The sequence below is a fragment of the Mesorhizobium sp. YM1C-6-2 genome, assembly GCF_003666685.1.
Classification (GTDB): domain Bacteria; phylum Pseudomonadota; class Alphaproteobacteria; order Rhizobiales; family Rhizobiaceae; genus Mesorhizobium_K.
The window spans coordinates 882,089-897,131 of record NZ_RCIZ01000001.1 but is presented as its reverse complement, the minus strand read 5'-3'; the positions used below and the strand labels follow the sequence as shown (position 1 = coordinate 897,131).

Annotated in this window: 21 protein-coding genes; 6 read left to right on the top strand and 15 right to left on the bottom strand. The window is 60.7% G+C overall.

The window, feature by feature from the left end:
- Positions 1-136: 136 nt before the first annotated feature.
- Positions 137-2,935, bottom strand: coding sequence for a PAS domain S-box protein (locus tag D8676_RS04320; RefSeq protein WP_183096968.1), 2,799 nt, complete (start codon positions 2,933-2,935; stop codon positions 137-139).
- A gap of 282 nt (positions 2,936-3,217) precedes the next feature.
- Between D8676_RS04320 and D8676_RS04315 the strand changes: the two genes are divergently transcribed.
- The gene (locus D8676_RS04315) at positions 3,218-3,535 is read left to right on the top strand and encodes a hypothetical protein (protein WP_121579567.1); all 318 of its coding nucleotides are present in this window, start codon (positions 3,218-3,220) and stop codon (positions 3,533-3,535) included.
- Positions 3,536-4,209: 674 nt separating this feature from the next.
- On the opposite strand, the gene D8676_RS04310 is transcribed toward D8676_RS04315, so the two are convergent.
- Positions 4,210-4,419 carry a hypothetical protein gene (locus tag D8676_RS04310; protein WP_245426563.1) on the bottom strand — a complete coding sequence of 70 codons (210 nt, stop codon included), beginning with the start codon at positions 4,417-4,419 and terminating at the stop codon, positions 4,210-4,212.
- A 214-nt stretch (positions 4,420-4,633) separates the two neighbouring features.
- Positions 4,634-4,849 (bottom strand): DUF3606 domain-containing protein, encoded by a 216-nt coding sequence (locus D8676_RS04305; protein ID WP_121579748.1) that lies wholly within the window; start codon positions 4,847-4,849, stop codon positions 4,634-4,636.
- A gap of 105 nt (positions 4,850-4,954) precedes the next feature.
- On the opposite strand from D8676_RS04305, the gene D8676_RS04300 reads away from it, so the two are divergent.
- Both D8676_RS04300 and D8676_RS04295 read left to right on the top strand, forming a co-directional pair.
- Positions 4,955-5,818, top strand: coding sequence for an RNA ligase family protein (locus D8676_RS04300; protein WP_147448148.1), 864 nt, complete (start codon positions 4,955-4,957; stop codon positions 5,816-5,818).
- A gap of 2 nt (positions 5,819-5,820) precedes the next feature.
- Positions 5,821-6,063, top strand: a complete 243-nt coding sequence (locus D8676_RS04295; protein WP_121579565.1) for a hypothetical protein — start codon at positions 5,821-5,823, stop codon at positions 6,061-6,063.
- A 165-nt stretch (positions 6,064-6,228) separates the two neighbouring features.
- Here D8676_RS04295 and D8676_RS04290 read toward each other — a convergent pair whose 3' ends face one another.
- The 4 genes from D8676_RS04290 to D8676_RS04280 form a co-directional block, all read right to left on the bottom strand.
- Complete coding sequence (locus D8676_RS04290) at positions 6,229-6,492, bottom strand: hypothetical protein (RefSeq protein ID WP_121579564.1); 264 nt, start codon at positions 6,490-6,492, stop codon at positions 6,229-6,231.
- Complete coding sequence (locus D8676_RS04285; RefSeq protein WP_245426561.1) at positions 6,489-6,974, bottom strand: SOS response-associated peptidase; 486 nt, start codon at positions 6,972-6,974, stop codon at positions 6,489-6,491. Before D8676_RS04285 ends, D8676_RS04290 begins: the two co-directional genes overlap by 4 nt.
- Positions 6,975-7,061: 87 nt before the next feature.
- On the bottom strand, positions 7,062-7,181 hold the full coding sequence (locus D8676_RS27615) for an SOS response-associated peptidase (RefSeq protein WP_245426559.1): 120 nt from the start codon (positions 7,179-7,181) through the stop codon (positions 7,062-7,064).
- Positions 7,181-7,507, bottom strand: coding sequence for a hypothetical protein (locus D8676_RS04280; protein ID WP_121579563.1), 327 nt, complete (start codon positions 7,505-7,507; stop codon positions 7,181-7,183). Before D8676_RS04280 ends, D8676_RS27615 begins: the two co-directional genes overlap by 1 nt.
- A gap of 130 nt (positions 7,508-7,637) precedes the next feature.
- Here D8676_RS04280 and D8676_RS04275 point away from each other — a divergent pair, with 130 nt between their 5' ends.
- Positions 7,638-7,946 (top strand): hypothetical protein, encoded by a 309-nt coding sequence (locus D8676_RS04275; protein WP_121579562.1) that lies wholly within the window; start codon positions 7,638-7,640, stop codon positions 7,944-7,946.
- Positions 7,947-8,189: 243 nt separating this feature from the next.
- On the opposite strand, the gene D8676_RS27220 is transcribed toward D8676_RS04275, so the two are convergent.
- From D8676_RS27220 to D8676_RS04260, 4 genes are all read right to left on the bottom strand, one after another.
- Positions 8,190-8,357, bottom strand: a complete 168-nt coding sequence (locus D8676_RS27220; RefSeq protein WP_183096967.1) for a hypothetical protein — start codon at positions 8,355-8,357, stop codon at positions 8,190-8,192.
- A 65-nt stretch (positions 8,358-8,422) separates the two neighbouring features.
- Positions 8,423-8,653 carry a hypothetical protein gene (locus D8676_RS04270; protein WP_121579561.1) on the bottom strand — a complete coding sequence of 77 codons (231 nt, stop codon included), beginning with the start codon at positions 8,651-8,653 and terminating at the stop codon, positions 8,423-8,425.
- Between the two features lie 15 nt (positions 8,654-8,668).
- On the bottom strand, positions 8,669-8,908 hold the full coding sequence (locus D8676_RS04265; protein ID WP_121579560.1) for a hypothetical protein: 240 nt from the start codon (positions 8,906-8,908) through the stop codon (positions 8,669-8,671).
- Positions 8,909-9,011: 103 nt separating this feature from the next.
- A complete protein-coding gene (locus tag D8676_RS04260; protein ID WP_348628998.1) occupies positions 9,012-9,221 on the bottom strand; it encodes a GNAT family protein in 210 nt (69 codons plus the stop codon).
- 641 nt (positions 9,222-9,862) lie between these two features.
- On the opposite strand from D8676_RS04260, the gene D8676_RS04255 reads away from it, so the two are divergent.
- Both D8676_RS04255 and D8676_RS04250 read left to right on the top strand, forming a co-directional pair.
- Positions 9,863-10,117, top strand: coding sequence for a NirD/YgiW/YdeI family stress tolerance protein (locus tag D8676_RS04255; protein WP_281034267.1), 255 nt, complete (start codon positions 9,863-9,865; stop codon positions 10,115-10,117).
- A gap of 171 nt (positions 10,118-10,288) precedes the next feature.
- Positions 10,289-10,828 (top strand): thermonuclease family protein, encoded by a 540-nt coding sequence (locus D8676_RS04250; protein WP_348628996.1) that lies wholly within the window; start codon positions 10,289-10,291, stop codon positions 10,826-10,828.
- A gap of 124 nt (positions 10,829-10,952) precedes the next feature.
- Here the strand turns inward: D8676_RS04250 and D8676_RS04245 are convergent, their stop codons facing one another.
- From D8676_RS04245 to D8676_RS04230, 4 genes are all read right to left on the bottom strand, one after another.
- Positions 10,953-12,503, bottom strand: a complete 1,551-nt coding sequence (locus tag D8676_RS04245) for a glycosyltransferase family 2 protein (protein WP_121579557.1) — start codon at positions 12,501-12,503, stop codon at positions 10,953-10,955.
- Between the two features lie 158 nt (positions 12,504-12,661).
- Positions 12,662-13,447, bottom strand: coding sequence for an enoyl-CoA hydratase-related protein (locus D8676_RS04240; protein WP_121579556.1), 786 nt, complete (start codon positions 13,445-13,447; stop codon positions 12,662-12,664).
- Positions 13,444-14,082 (bottom strand): acyl-homoserine-lactone synthase, encoded by a 639-nt coding sequence (locus D8676_RS04235; protein WP_121579555.1) that lies wholly within the window; start codon positions 14,080-14,082, stop codon positions 13,444-13,446. The genes D8676_RS04240 and D8676_RS04235 overlap by 4 nt, the downstream gene beginning before the upstream one ends.
- Before the next feature lie 102 nt (positions 14,083-14,184).
- Positions 14,185-14,910, bottom strand: coding sequence for a LuxR family transcriptional regulator (locus D8676_RS04230; RefSeq protein WP_121579554.1), 726 nt, complete (start codon positions 14,908-14,910; stop codon positions 14,185-14,187).
- Between the last annotated feature and the right edge of the window lie 133 nt (positions 14,911-15,043).

Sequence of the window (15,043 nt, the reverse complement as noted above, 5' to 3'; positions counted from 1 at the left end):
ACGCGGATTCGGATGCTCGGTTACGTCGTTGTACGTCTCGAATAGCATGCTGCATGGCTGCCGGCCGCCGTTTGAGCGGCCGCGCCTGATCCGGCAATGCTGAGGAGCGTTCGGGCGTTGAGCCCGCGTACGTTGGTCAGCTTAGCTTAGCACTACGTCCGCCCTCGGCAGACGTACTATCCGCCCCCATTACCAAAGCGATGGAACGAGCCAGTTGCGCTTGTCCGAACGGTTTGCCCAGGCGGACGACATTTCTCCCGGGGGCTTCGACACCCTCGCCGTAGCCGCTGGCGATGATCTTCGGCACCCCGGTACGGATGCCTTCGATCGCCGCGATCAGTTCGACTCCCGTCATGTTGGGCATGGCCTGATCGGTCACGACGAGATCGATATCGTCGCGCTCTCGGAAGCGCGCCAGTGCCTCCTTGCCGGAATAGGCCTCGATCACGTCATGCCCCATATCCTCGAGCAAGGCCGCAGTATTCATCAGGACAAGGGCGTCGTCGTCCACAACTAGGATTGTCAACCTGTCGAGTTCCGGGCCGGGTGTTTTTGGCGGAGGAGATGCTGGCTCGACAACGGCGGACTGCTTCGCGATCGGCAACCACAGGATCGCGCTCGTCCCTTGGCCAGCTTTGCTGATGATCTCGAAGGTACCGCCGATCTGCTGTGTCATCCCGTGCACCATCGCCAGTCCTAATCCAGTGCCTTTGCCGATGCCCTTCGTCGTGAAGAAGGGTTCGGTCGCGCGACGTGCGGTGTCGACATCCATCCCGACCCCTTGGTCCCTAACTATTAGCCGCACGTAGCTGCCTTGCGAAAGCCCACGGACGACGTTGCTTTCGAGATCCACACACGTACCGGAGATGACGATCGGACCTCCGGCCGGCGTGGCATCGCGAGCGTTGACGATCAGGTTGAGCAGCGCCATCTCGAGTTGGTTCGAGTCCACGAGGACGGGAGGCAACTTCAGCGGAAAGTTTGTGGAGATCGGCCATTCTGGACCGATCGAACGCTGCACGAGATCGCTCATCCCTGCGAGCAGTGCGGGAATTTCGATATGTTCCAGGGTAAGTTCTTGCTTGCGTGCGAAGGCAAGCATGCGCTGAGTGAGTGTGGCACCTCGTTGAGCGCCCTCTACCGCATTGTTCAGCAGGCGCCGGGAAGCCGTATCATCAGGAAGGTGTTTGCCCAGCAGCTCCAAGCTGCTCAGGATGGCCATCAGCAGGTTATTGAAGTCGTGGGCAACGCCTCCTGTGAGTTGCCCGATCGCCTCCATCTTCTGCGATTGGAACAGCGCCTCCTTGGCAGCCTCCAGATCACGCTGTGCCGCTTCCTTCTCAGTAATGTCGCGGGTAATTTTGGCAAAGCCAATTGGTCGACCCTGGTCGTCACGGATCGCGTCGATAACGACGCTGGCTCGGAAGCGCTCGCCGTTCTTACGGACCCGCCAGCCCTCCGAGATGAAGCGGCCTTCCTTTTTCGCAGTCTCCAGCGTGCGTGCAGGCGCTCCCGCCGCCCGATCCTCTTCCGTGTAGAACCGCGAGAAATGTTCGCCGATAATTTCTTCGGGCTCATATCCCTTGATACGGCGCGCTCCTTCATTCCAGCTGGAGACCCGTCCCTCTTGGTCTATCATGTAGATCGCGTAATCGGTGACACCCTGTACGAGATGACGGAACTGCTCCCGACTGTCGGTCAATGCCTCTTCGACGCGGCGACGTTCCGTTACATCGCGACCATAAGCGTAGACCAGATCATCTTCCTTGGTCGTATGCCACTCGATAAGGCGAAAGCTGCCGTCGAGCGCACGATACCTGCTCTCGTAGTTCGATAGATCCTGGCCGGCGAAGGCTTCTGAAAGTGCGTCCGCACTCGCTGCAACATCGTCAGGATCCATGAAGTCGCCGAAGTGACGCCCGACGACCTGATCGATCGGATGCCCGAGTATTCGAGTCCAAGAAGGACTCACCGAGCGGAACATGCCCGTGGCGTCGATCACGACCATGATGTCCCTAGAAACGCTCCAGATGCGGTCGGCTCGGCGACGCTCGTTTTCAAGGGCTTTGACCGTGGCGTACGACGCGCCGATCTGACTGGCCATCAGGCGGGCGATATCCAGGATGTCGGGATCGTCAGGCCGAAGTGGGTTGAGGCCAAGAACCAGCCTGCCCACGGTCGACGTCCCCTCGGGACCTGGAATGCCGATGATGATCGCGCGGACCGGAGGTCGGTCCCAATCACCCACTGGCCATTTGACATTGGGGGGGAGGTCCACGATACAACCTTCCTCCACTCCACGGTTCGGGAGAGAGGCAGCCTCCAGGTCAAACGTATCTTCGTAATCCACCGGCTCGTCGCCGGAGAACTGGAGGGATACAAACGGAAAATCCCGACGGTTCGTGGCAAAGGCTTGTCGGACGCCTGCGTGAAGGCCAGCCTTATCCTTTACCGGCGTAAGAGCGCTGCCGATCTGGCGCAAGGTCTCAAGTCGGCGCTCGCTGATAATCCGGCCCGTCTCCTCGCTGACGACGCAAAGGAGCCCGCCTACCGTGCCGTCAGCCTTGAAAAGCGGGCTGTACGAGAAGCTGTGATAGGTTTCCTCTGGATAGCCGCTGCGTTCCAGCCGAAGAAGAAGCGCTTTGTTCCAGGTCGCCTCTCCGGCCCGAACGCGCTCAACCTGATCTGCGACATCGTCATAGACTTCCGACCAGACCTCCCGGAACGGTCGACCCAGCATGCTAGGGTGTTTGATGCCCAAGGTCGGAATGTAAGCGTCATTGTAGAAGAAGTTGAGTTCGGGACCCCAGCCGAGCCACATCTCGAAGCGGGTCGTCAGCAGCATCCGCAGCGGAGTCTTCAACCCTTCGGGCCAATCTTCCGGGTTTCCTAGGGAAGTTGAACTCCAGTCAAACTCCCTCATCACCCGCGACATCTCGCTGGTGCCCGGGAAGATGGCGGCAAGCTTTTCGTCAATAGGAATGGTCGCAATCCCCCAAAACGTGGTTGGAACGCGCGAACTCGTTCCAGGTTCCCATATGGAAGGGGTCTCACAGCCGTCCCGGAGGTGGCGGATCGACCCGCAAAACCCTGATCCCGCTGCCCTCATGGCTGTCGGGCTTTTTTATGCGTTCAGCGCAACGGCGGCGCGTCTTTTGCATCGGGAACCAACCAAGCCACTGTCTGTTAGGGTTCGGGCACCTCACAGGAGGATAAGATGAAAATCACCAGTGCATTGCTTCTAGCCGCATCGCTTTTGCTCGGCGCTGGCACCGCCATAGCAGCTTGCCCGAATACTTCGGCCGGCAAAGATGTAAACAAGACTGCCGGCATCTCCAAAGACGGCTCTCATGCACCGCTGGAAGGCGCAGAGCCAAGTGGGAACAAGGCTGCCAAGGATGGCGGGACTATGCCTCTCGCGACCGAGGAGGGCGGTGGCGACAAGGATTTGGCGACCTCGCAGCAAGACGTCGAGGCTCAACAGGACGGGGAGAAGACTGCGGCGGCCAAGGCGGATGATGACAACTGCAAATGACGGTCGTTGACCGCAGTTCCTAGGGCCTGTCGCGACTGCGCGCCGGGCCTTTGATTAATATTCTCCGGGGCTGACCGCGAAAAAATGGAGCCTAGCCGCCTCAAGTTATCCTTCGTAGGCGAGCAAGACGATTATCAGCGCAATCATGAGGGCCGACCCGATCGCCAGGCTGGCATAGAGAGCAATCTGGGCTCGTTTCGTAAGCGGGTCGATCTCCTGCGACACGTCTGCAAATCCCAAGCCATGAAGAAGCGCGGGATTTATCATGTCGTTCCTGAACGCTGCGTGAACGTCTCGGTTGCCAGGCTGCCGACGGCGTTGAGGGGAAGAAGAATCCACCAATAAGACAAGCCGCTATGAAGATACTAAAAGCGATGCACGCGAAGCCGGCTATATATAGCATGTCTTGCTTCACGATGAGCACCCCCTGCGGATGATCGCGCTACTACCCTATCATGGACCGAAAAGGCGGAAATCAGCCAAAAAGGCGCAGGTTCCGGAGGTGAGAAACGGCCGGCGCTCGATCCGGAAGTGTGTGGCTTCGGGTGGTGCCGGCCGTTATTGCAAGGGTGTGCGCTCGGGGTGGCTCCCCCTTGCGCGCCAACTACTACACGTCAGCTATTGAGGAAGTGTTAGTATCGTGGCCCGTGGCGATCCTCTCCTTGCAACTGCCGTCACAATGACCCTTTGTTTCGCGCATTATCATTGATCATCAGCAGTCGTGCCCGTTGCCCGTCTGCGAAATTCTCCGCGTACTCCTTGGACTCGAAGGTCCGTTGGGTGGTTTCGCCGTCGATCACGATAAAGACGGTCCACATTCCGTCGACGCGTTCAATACGGACCGCGTTTGCCTGAATGCCCATAGAGATCGTCTCGTTAACCATTGGTGACTTTCTCTCCCGGCAGTTCCTGGTCCGCCTCTTCGTCGATTACGAAGCCGTCTGGCAGTCGCGGCCTGCCTGGCGCCGCGTTGCAAACCGGGCATGGCTTACCAGGGGCGCCGCAATTGCACTCGTCAGGCCACGCCAGGCGCGGATGATCCTCGCAAACAAAGCGCGTGATGGCACAGTGGTCAGGTGCCCGACAATTTGCCGACCATCACAGGCGCGATGAGCGGGGGCTCGGCTTGTTGTTTGCAAGCCCCTTGGCCGCCTTCATCAGCTTCTCCCGGTCGTTGCCATAGGCTCTGATGAGTTGAAGAGCCTGTTCGAGCGTAACGCCTGTTTCCTTAGCCAGATGCTGCAGCTCGTAGTCCTGGCCGCCCGCAACACGGTCACGATCTTGCTGGCCGGTTTTCGACTTATCGTCAGCCATGATGCTGCCTCCCATTAGAAAATTCTACAACACAGATAACGTCGTGCAGTTCCGGGGAACGGAATCCGTTCGGTCGGATTGAATCGCGTCTGTCGAGTGCTGTTCATGCGTGCCCAGTTCATAGAGCCTATGCTTGCCTCCCTCGTCGAGCAGCCGCCCGACGGTGCGGAATGGATTCACGAGATCAAGCACGACGGCTACCGGACGCTGCTCGCCTTGGAGGATGGTAAGGTCCAGGCCTTCACTCGCCGTGGCGCCGACTGGACGGCGAAATACGGCGCCGTGGTACGTGAGGTCGCGGGATTGCCGGTTCGCTCCGCCATCCTCGATGGCGAGATGACAGTCCTGAACGCGGATGGCAGATCTGATTACCGGGCCTTCAAGAAGGCGATCAAAAGCAGTCCCGGTCGGCTGGTCTTTATCGCCTTCGATATGCTCATGATCGACGGCAAAGACGTCCGTGGCGAGACGACGATCGAGCGGCGAGAGCGGCTCCAGATCGTGCTGGATGATCCTCCCACAGCAATCCAGTTTTCGGAGGCTGTACAGGGTGGCGGCAAGGCTTTCTATCAGGCCGCTGACGCGATGGGGCTCGAGGGCATTGTGTCGAAGCGTGCGAAGGCCTCCTATATCGGCGGTCGCACCCGCGCCTGGCTGAAAATCAAGAGCTACGCGATATCCGAGCTGGAGGTAGCTGGTGTCCTGGAAGGCCGCGGCAAGCCCACAATGGCCCTGATGGTGGATCGACAAAACAACTACCGGGGCGGCGCGTTCATCACCAACCGCGGGATCAAGGAGAGATTGCTCGCCCGCGTCAGGGCGAAACGACTACCGTTGCCGAAAGGGATGAAAGCAAAGCCGGAAGCCAAATGGCTCGAGCCGGGGGTCATGGCAACGGTGCGCCATCTGCGCGGCGAGGAGGATTTGCGGCACGCCAGCGTGGAAGAAATCATCCGAGAGCAGAGTTAGCGATGCAGGAACAGGTGCTCAACTTTCTCCAAAACTGGATAGACGCAAACATCCGGCAGGCCTCGCACGAGCCTGATGGAGATGCGTCAACGATGCAGTACCGATACCTGACGGACGCTGTAGCGGCGGGACTTTCACTCGACGACGTCAATGCCGAATGGGAACAGGCTGAAGTTCAAATCCGTAAGGCGCTGAATCAGCACCGCATGGAACATAGGCAACGTGATACGTCATCGCCCCAGTAGCATCTCGCCTGCATCTTTATGCGGATAGCAGAACCACCGCGTCTACTGCCTTGTGCGGGAATAGCCCCAACCGCCCCACTCCGTGCAGCCTGGATACTCGCAATAGTGCACGAAAATGCCGCTCGGCGCCCGCGCTGGTTCTCCCTGTCGCAGTTCGTCGCTCATCTATTCCATCTCCGGCACTTCGCCCGCCTGAAACAGCGTTGTGGGCGGTCCATATTCACCGATTGCCGGGTTCGCTTCGCGGCTCCAGGCGATAACGCCGGCATGCTTCGTCGCGAGCGATTTGGCAACCCGCACCGCACGCTCTTCGCTCTGCTGCTCGGCGGGACCGTACACAGGGAACAGTTCGCCATCTTCGCCGCGGTCGAAAGCCGCCGCGACGATCAGCTTCGGCATCTTCTGTTGATGTAGCAGGCCGTTGCTCATAGCGGGTTGATCGGCCCAATCATGGACGCTTCGTCGTTCGGCTTGTCCGTCTTGCTGGACGCGTTCACGCGGCGGTCGACGCGATGGAACTGCAGTTCCCCGTCGAGGTTGTTGGCAAGCAGCGGCTTCACATCGGCCGCAGGCGTTGCCGGGTCCATCCAGGAGTCATAAGCCTCCGGCGCCAGGATGGCCGGCTGGCGATCGTGCAACTGTGTCATGGGCTCGCTGGCCGGCATGGTGATGATGGTGCAGCTCGTGACGTCGAGCTTGCTGTTGAGCGCCCACAGGCCGGCGAAGCTGAAGGGCTGCGTCCCGGTCAGATGGATGAACCATGGATCTCGGCCGCCGTCCGATTGATTTCGGGTCCACTCGTAGAAGCCGTCGGCCGGGATCAGGCAGCGCTTCGATTTCCATGCATCCTTAAAGGCGCTGGATGTGTCGGCCGTCTCGATGCGAGCGTTGAACATCGCGCCCTTCGGCATCTCCTTCGCTCACCACGGTACCAGCCACCAGCGGCCTTGGCGAACCTTCAGTCCGCCCTCCCCGTCATCGGCGACAAAAAAGACGTCCTAGGTCGGCGCGATGTTGTAGCGCGCCTCCGTGTTGCGACCGACCTCCGTCGCCGGCAGTAGGCGATACATCTCGTGAATGTCGGCCCAGGAGTGGAAGCGGGTGAAGCGGCCGCACATTAGTGCAGGATCTCCAGTTCCGCGAATTCAGGTCTCTTCCTGTCAGCAGGCCAGTCGGAGCAGGCTACTTCCGCCGCATTGACCGCCGCCTCATCCCAGAGGCCGGCAATTTCGGCTTCCTCTGCGCTGTAGCCTTCATAGTCTGGGTCGAAGCCTGACAAATCCCAACCCTCGCGGGCGAATGACGCCTCGACGGCCTCAAGCGGCGTTACCCCCGCTTCCTTGAAAACGGCCACGGCGGCAAGGCCACCCTTGTGAACTTCCTCAGGGGATGCGCCCGGAACGCGCACCAAAAGCTGTATCTTCTTCATGGCGGCATACTCCAAACTGCCCTCCGCCCCACGGTGAACAAAAATGGAACAAAAGAGTCAATCGGGCATTGACGGAAGACAGCGCGAGAGGCATCTCCCTCATTGGGGCGTAGCTGAAACCTCAGGGGCTTGAGGAGCAACGCCAATGCCACGGCGCAAGCACTACGACACGATCCGCGAATACGATCTCCAGAAAATCGAGTTTCAGGTTTCCGCCTTGGAAAGGGTCATCCGGGATACGGATTTGAGGCTGACCCACTCAGGCCCTCACGGTCAAGCGCTGATGCAACTTCGCAAGGATCTGAATACGGCGGTCAACCTGCTTAACAACCGGCCGGCCGACTATTTCCGCCACAACGGCCACATGTCTCCCCAGCAGGTCGCTTGGCACGATGAGTTTGAGCGGAAGTGTCGAGAGTCGGGCCGCCTACCTCAAGGCGAAGATGGAGCCTGAGAGTACGTCTTCGGTCTTTCATAATCCGCTGGTGGAACTTCCGACGCGGCTAGAAATTTGAAGGTTGGATCACCACCTTGCTTCCCCCGAGACGGCGATCCTAGGCCCGCTGCTTTCGGCCTTTCGAAGCGGCGGGCTTTTTCTTTTATCTCAACCTGCTAAAATAGAAGAGCGGTCGGTGCCCCGACCCCCAAAAAATCCGACCGCTCGCATTGCCCGTCCCAACCCTCCGGGGCGGGCTTTTCATTTGGGCTTCTGCTTCTTGTCCCTCTCGGCCGCCAACCGAGCCTCGCGAAGCTTCGCGGTCTTCGCTAGGCGCGCGGCGTGCTCAGCTTCGATCGCAGCCTTGGCCTCCGCTTGGGTCTGCTCGAAACGTTCCCGCCGCTCTTTGGTCGTGGTGAATTTTGCCACATCGCTCTCCGTACCGGGGAGGAGGGTGGCTATAATGCAGAAACGGGTTTGGGAGTTCCGTCTTCCTAGCGCAACTGCGCTTCTATAATTTCTCGCGCGGCTTCGTAGATCGGCTCCACTTCCGGCTCGCCGCGCTGGTGAGTTTCCAGCAGAAACAGGGCCTGTTCGTAGATCTCACGGACCTCTCGGTCCGATAGCGTGCCTTTTGCGCCCAGCATGCCGATCAGGGCTGCAAGGATCGCTGCCGATGAAAGGTCGCTGGCGGCAAGGGCATCGAGACGAGGGTCACGCGTCATAATACACTGCCAACATCAGGGCTCGCCTTCGGGCAAGCAGGCTAGCGTTCCCGAGTTGGGGTCTTTCTCGGAAACTTGCACGACGATAACTGTGCTCTTGAGAAAATTCGCCTTCAGCCGCTGACACTCTTCCTCGGTGAGCCCCTTTCGAAGGGTAGTCTCATCGTTGTTGTCCGCGTGCACGAGGCGGTATTCCTCGGCTACCGCGGCGCACGTGGCGCCCATCAGAATGCCCAAAGCCAATGCTATTCGCATGTTTTCCTCCCAACCCAGGGCAGGATGCTCCAATCGGTGGAGGCTCGCAAGTACAGTAGTCCGGGCAGGGAATGTGCCGCGCCGCCGACAGATCTAGGATTCGTCAGCGGAAAGTTCTTCCCATCATGACATCATCGTGCCAAGCGCCGTTGACGAAAGCCGTTTCCCGTTCGCGCCCTTCGATCGAGAACCCGCACTTCTCATAGCTACGGATGGCGCGATCATTATAGGAAATCACCCGGATCCCGACCCGATGCAGCTTCATTCCCTCCAAGGCATGCTGCAGAAGTCTCTGAATTGCTTCGCTGCCCAGGCTCCCATGTCTGACGACAAAGCGCCCAAGGTACGCCGAGACGATCAGGGGAACCCAGCGATGAGGGAGAAATCGATGGGGCTGTGCAGCATGTCAAATACCTCCAGTGGTGGAGGAAACAATCTTCAATGCTTCTGAAAGTTACTTCCCGTCACGCAGGCAGGGCGTTATCGCGGCTGGCAATGACGATTCATCCCGCTTCGCTGGAACCTCCGTTTGAAGCCCGCGGTTGTGCTGGATAGGAGGTTGCCATGCCCGACGAGAAAAATACGAAAGTGCCCAGGGATGAACACGGAAACGTTGCTCCGCCACCGCAGGGCCCGAGTGAAGACAATAAACCCGTAAAAGACACAGACAAAGACCCCCCGCCACGGCCTGGAGGTTAGCGCCGGTTCCCAAGAGTTGCAGCTGGACACAGCATCGCTATTCCTGAGCGTCAGAAGCGAGCGAACCGCTTGCCAATTCTCCGGTACGCAGGTCATTGTCAGCAACAGGCCTTAGTCGGCTTAGGAGGGATGAGATGCGCTAGAATGACGTTCGCCTATTGCATTTTGGAAAACTGTCTTTGGCTTCTGTTTGCTTGACCGTAGCCCTCCACGGCTCGGCATCTGCACAGTTCTCTGGGTTCCGTCCAGTCCAATGTGACGATAGTAGAACAAGCGAGGACCGCGCGTGTTGGCAGCCGCGTGTCCTTGACGGGCTCGCTGAAAAAGGAGGTGCGGAGAGCGCAGTATTTGTTCCGAGATGCGACAGGAGATATTCGCGTCCGAATCGAGCGTAAATTTTGGCGAGGCCCAGAGGTGACCAGCACGACGGTTCTCCAATTGAGGGGAAAGGTCGAGACTGATGTTCGTGGTCGTTTCGTCGACGTGTATTACTTTCGGATTCTCGATTAACTAGCCGTTGCATCTTAAGGTTGCTCCGCCGATCACGCCGTGGTTTGGTGTTCGTTACCTTGGGAGGGGGACAATGAAGCCAATCACCGCCGCCCTCGCGACCCTTTTGCTCGCCACCAATCTGGCATCCGCCCACGGCGGCGGTTACCGCAAGAGTTCACCACCCGGTCAATGCTGCCACATGGACAACAGCACGGGGATGGTCCATTGCCACTAACGAGGCTTGCTGCACTTTCGATCTGCTTCGTTGCCGGCGTCCTGCCGGCGAGCGGGGAGCCTATCGTTGGCCGGGCATCGGTCGTCGACGCAGACACCATTGAAATCCACAGCAAGCGCATTCGCTTCAACGGCATCGACGCTCCGGAAGGACGTCAGTTGTGCCTGGACGAGGCCGGCAAGAGATACCGCTGTGGCCAAGTTGCGGCGCTTGCTCTGGCCGACTTCTTGGATGCTCACCGACCGACATCCTGCACTGAGGTCAATCGCGACCGATTCAAGCGGATCATCGCCGTTTGCAGCGCTGGCGGCCGTGATGTCGCCGAATGGCTCGTCAGCAACGGCCACGCGCTCAATTGGCCTCGGTACAGCAAGGGGTGTTATGCCGACGCCCAGAACACTGCCAGGGTGGCCCGGGGGCATCTGGGCTGGGTCGTTCGCGCTACCTTGGGAGTGGAGGCGAAACCGAGACGCGGCCTTGATCGACGCGAATAGCGGTTCGTGAGTTGCAACTCGGTGCGAACCTATCGACAGCCTTTCGACCGGCGAAATGTTGCTATAGCGTTGCTATTGTTAGATATTTCATAGTCGCTGATTTACGATTTCTATTTATTTTCAGTTAGATAACTGAAAACTTAAAAAGGTGCATCCAGCCCTTGAACCAGCGGGTACGCTGCGGCAGCCAGGTGGCGAAGGCATCCGGACCGGATTCGTAGGTGGGAAAGGCGATCGTCTCGGTGCGGTAGCCGAAGCGGGCGAGCCGCATGCCGAGATCGGCGTCCTCGGTGACGTTGTAGGGATCCCAACTGCCGACCTCCTCCAGCACGGCGCGGCGGAAGTGGTTCGAGGTGCCGCCGAGCGGCACGAGCATGCGCCGCGAGGCGAGCCACGGCAGCATGCCGCGGAAGAGCGCGGCATATTCGAAGGCGAACATGCGCGCGACGAAGCCGGCATCGCCGTTGGAGACCTCCAGCGGCGCCTGGACGCAGGCAACCTCCGGCGGCGATTCCTGGAACTTCCGCCAGGCGCCGAGGAGCTGCTGCGGATGCGGGTGGTCCTCGGCGTCGTAGAGAACGACGAATTCGCCGCTCGCCAGCGGCAGCGCATAGGCGAGCGCCTTCGGCTTGGTACGCGGGCCGAATACCGGCACCTCGACCACCGCCATGTTGCGCGGCAGGGCGAGCGAGCGGAGCGCGTCGAGCGTCTGGAGGTCGTCGGCCTCGCAGACGAGCTTGATCTCCAGCTTGCTTTTCGGCCACTCGATCCGTTCCAGCGCAGCCACGAGTTCCGGCACGATTTCGGCCTCGCGGTGGAGGGCGACAAGCACCGAATAGACCGGCAGCTCGGACGCCGGCGGCGCGGCGAGCGCTTCCGCCTGCGGCCTTCCGGTCGACGGGAAGGCAGCGAAGCGCAGGCCTACGCAGGCGATGAAGAACACCGTGAAGAAGATGTGCAGCACCAGCCAGGTGCCGGCGGGGTTCAGCCAGAGCGCCATCAGCAGTGCGACCAGCCCCCCGCCCAGGACCGAGCCCTGCCAGCCATTGGCGACGAGGCGGGCCGACAGGTCGGGAAAGCGGTCGAAGAGATCGGATGTCGCGCGCCTGGCGAGCAGCAGCCTGACCCGCGAAAACAGCGCGCTGTGCAGCGCGGCGGGAGAGACGATCTTCAGCCATCCGGCAACGTTGGGATGGTCGGCGATCTGGCGCAGACGGTCGAGCGGAATCCCGTCGGGCACGAGCAGGTAGCTGGTGGTGTTGTCCCGCCCGGCGAGCTTCACCGTCAGGGGCCGGGCGCGGCGGCGAAGGCAGGAGACGGCAGCCTCGTCCGATATGAACAGGCGGTCCTGCTCGACGGCTTCGGCGTGGCCGACGCCGATCTCCTCGGCCAGCGCACGGTAAAAATTGGCTTCGTCGATCAGGCCGGACGCCAGCAGTTCGGTCTGAAAATCCGTGCCGTTGCCGCGGGCGACCAGGGTGATGTAAGCGGCGTTGCCGGGCGAGACGGCAAGACGCCTGAGCAGCGGCAGCCAGTCCTGAAGCTCGGGGAACAGATAGAGCGCGAATTGAAAGCCGTCTTCGGCCTCCTGCTCCAGCGAAGCGGAGGTCCCTTCGAACGGCCTTTCCTGAGGAACCGCCGCATTGTCCCGGTGCGGCAGCTCACCGAACAGCATTGCGCTTCATGCCGACCCCCCGATCAGCTCACAGCACGATGTCTGCTACCTATGGTGGCAGCCGGTTCAGCCTATCGGAAAAGAGGCGACAGTCAAACGAAAGGAATTCCTGCCGCGCAAAGGTCCATGTTCGCGCGCCAAGACGTTCGGGACCGCACCTAGGCGGCGAGCCTGGCGACCCTGGCCAGCCGGCGCAGCGTGGTCTCGTCCTGCAGCGCCTTGTGGAAGAGCGATATCTCCTCGTCGATCCGGTCACACAGATGGTGGCCGTCGCCGCGCAGCAGCTCGCGGGTCTGCCGAAGCGCCTGAACCGGCTTCTTGGCGAGCTGGCGGGCGCGCGCATATGCCCGGAGTTCGGCATTCTCCGGGGCGATCTCCGACACCAGCCCGAGATTGCATGCCTCCGTCGCCGCCAGCGTGTCGCCGAGGCAGAAGAAGCGGAACGCCGCCGCGTAGCCCAGGCGCTCCGGCGCAAGGATGCTGGTCGCAGCGTCGGGCACGAGGCCGAGATCGACGAAGGGCACGCGGAACGTGCTCTGGCTGGAGGCGATCACCATGTCGCAATGGAAGAGGATAGTGCAGCCGACACCGACCGCATCGCCGTCGACACAGGCGAGCAGCGGCTTCGGGAAGGTCGCGAGCGCACGGAACATGCCGGTGACCGCCTCGATCAGCGCCGGGTGCTTGGCCGCATCGAGGAATTCGGAGAGGTCGCCGCCAAGGCAGAAGCAGCCGTCGAGCCCGCGCAGGACGACGACGCGGACCTCCTCGTCGTCCGCCGCAGAGCGAAGCGTGGCGGCGAGCCTGTCATATGCGCCGCGGTCGAGCAGCGGCCTGCCGTCCTCGGCGACGACGGTTACCGTCAGTATGTGATTGCGGAACTCCGTGTGCGGACGGAGGTCCACCGCAGGCGCATCGGACGGAAATGTCTGCGCTATGGTCATGATGCCTGCCGCTGGCCGATTATGTCGGGATAGCCGCGCGAAAGCACGGGCGCATGGTGGGCGCGCCGCTCGCGCACCACCTCCAGCGTGCGCTCGTTAAAGGTGAGCAGCGTCGCCACGACCTGCTGGCGGCCGTAGGTGCGCTGGTAGCCGAGCGGACGCGCGAGGAAATGCAGCTGCAGCGCGCGCAGCACCCACATCGGCTCGAACTCGATGATGACCTGGTTGACGCCGCGCGGCAGGCCCCATTCGACGAAGCCGGCGATCAGCTCGGTGCCGACGGTGGAGACGCCGCGGCGGCCGTCGCGGAAACCCGGCGCCACCGCATAGCGGGTGAGCTCCCAGACGTTCTCGCCCGAGGGCGGCTCGTCGACGAACAGATCGGTCAACACCTCCGTCAGCAGATGCGGACGCGTCGTCGGCAGCATGCGCTGGTAGCCGGCAACCTCACCATTGCGGATGACGACGTGATGCACCGCCTCCTCGTGGTCGAACTGGTCGATCTCCAGTCCGTCCCCACGATCGATATCCCGCCAGCCCATCTCCTCGACGAATATGCGATGACGAAGCCGGTGGACGGCCTCCCAGAGATCGGGCCGCTGCATCAGCTCTTCGGTGGTAAGCGCGTAAAGCACATATGTCTCCTTGATGACTCAAGGCAGACTAGAGAGGCGTATCCTTATGGATAATTACGCGATCGGTTAGGAATGTAACGATCTGCGAATATTTCGCCAAATTTAAATATAACCGCGACGTATCGCTTCGGCGACGGCCTGAACACGGTTAACCGCGCCCAGCTTAAACTTGGCATTGAGCAAATGCTTCTCCGAGGTGTGCTCGGATATGCCGAGAATCTGGGAAATCTCCCATTCCGACTTGCCTTCGGCGGCCCATTTCAGGCACTCGCGCTCACGCGGCGTAAGCTCGATGTGATCGATTACACGCCCTTCAGCCGTAAGCAGCTGCATGGCGCGTCCGATGGCGTAGGTGGAGACCAGCGAAATCATGCCGAACTCCAGGCCGGACATCTCGACCTGCTCGCCGCCGAGCGACACCATGACGATCTGGCCGTCGAGCGTCACCAGCGGGAAGGCAAGGCCGTCCTTGAGCTTGAACTCGCCGGCGTCGCCCATGACCACTTCGCCATCATGGTCGACCTTGATCTCGGAAGCGTCGCGCCACTGGAAGGGAGCCTGCAACTGCTTCATGCGGCTGACGATCGGATCGTGGTCGACGTAGTTGCGCGCGACGTAACGCTCCAGCCATTCGACCGGCCAGTCGCACAGAAGCACGTGATCCTTCTGCCGGCCGGTGGGCGTTCCCGGCTGCGGCACGGTGCCGGCCATCAGCGCGGTCAGACCGAAGGCCGACGTCACGCCAAGCAGCTTCTCGGCGATCGCGTCCGGCGTATCGGCCTGCTGGAGATCGCTGATATATGCCAGCGTTCGATCGAAATGACCCATTGCAACATCCACCCATGTTGCCGAACATTATGCGGCATCGTAGCCGCGCGAACTGCCCCACACCATTAACCGTGGATTGCAAGATAACATATTCGGTTGCTCTGGGGTAGAATACCTAATGGTCCAGTGCAAG

Coding starts and splice junctions, on each gene's coding strand:
- D8676_RS04315 (WP_121579567.1), top strand. CDS start 3,218: ATGAAAATCACCAGTGCATTGCTTCTAGCCGCATCGCTTTTGCTCGGC.
- D8676_RS04240 (WP_121579556.1), bottom strand. CDS start 13,447: ATGACCATAGCGCAGACATTTCCGTCCGATGCGCCTGCGGTGGACCTC.
- D8676_RS04275 (WP_121579562.1), top strand. CDS start 7,638: ATGCCACGGCGCAAGCACTACGACACGATCCGCGAATACGATCTCCAG.
- D8676_RS04265 (WP_121579560.1), bottom strand. CDS start 8,908: ATGCGAATAGCATTGGCTTTGGGCATTCTGATGGGCGCCACGTGCGCC.
- D8676_RS04245 (WP_121579557.1), bottom strand. CDS start 12,503: ATGCTGTTCGGTGAGCTGCCGCACCGGGACAATGCGGCGGTTCCTCAG.
- D8676_RS04320 (WP_183096968.1), bottom strand. CDS start 2,935: ATGTCGCGGGTGATGAGGGAGTTTGACTGGAGTTCAACTTCCCTAGGA.
- D8676_RS04310 (WP_245426563.1), bottom strand. CDS start 4,419: ATGGTTAACGAGACGATCTCTATGGGCATTCAGGCAAACGCGGTCCGT.
- D8676_RS04295 (WP_121579565.1), top strand. CDS start 5,821: ATGCAGGAACAGGTGCTCAACTTTCTCCAAAACTGGATAGACGCAAAC.
- D8676_RS04230 (WP_121579554.1), bottom strand. CDS start 14,910: ATGGGTCATTTCGATCGAACGCTGGCATATATCAGCGATCTCCAGCAG.
- D8676_RS04270 (WP_121579561.1), bottom strand. CDS start 8,653: ATGACGCGTGACCCTCGTCTCGATGCCCTTGCCGCCAGCGACCTTTCA.
- D8676_RS04250 (WP_348628996.1), top strand. CDS start 10,289: ATGCTGCCACATGGACAACAGCACGGGGATGGTCCATTGCCACTAACG.
- D8676_RS04290 (WP_121579564.1), bottom strand. CDS start 6,492: ATGAGCAACGGCCTGCTACATCAACAGAAGATGCCGAAGCTGATCGTC.
- D8676_RS04285 (WP_245426561.1), bottom strand. CDS start 6,974: ATGCCGAAGGGCGCGATGTTCAACGCTCGCATCGAGACGGCCGACACA.
- D8676_RS27615 (WP_245426559.1), bottom strand. CDS start 7,181: ATGTGCGGCCGCTTCACCCGCTTCCACTCCTGGGCCGACATTCACGAG.
- D8676_RS04300 (WP_147448148.1), top strand. CDS start 4,955: ATGCGTGCCCAGTTCATAGAGCCTATGCTTGCCTCCCTCGTCGAGCAG.
- D8676_RS04305 (WP_121579748.1), bottom strand. CDS start 4,849: ATGGCTGACGATAAGTCGAAAACCGGCCAGCAAGATCGTGACCGTGTT.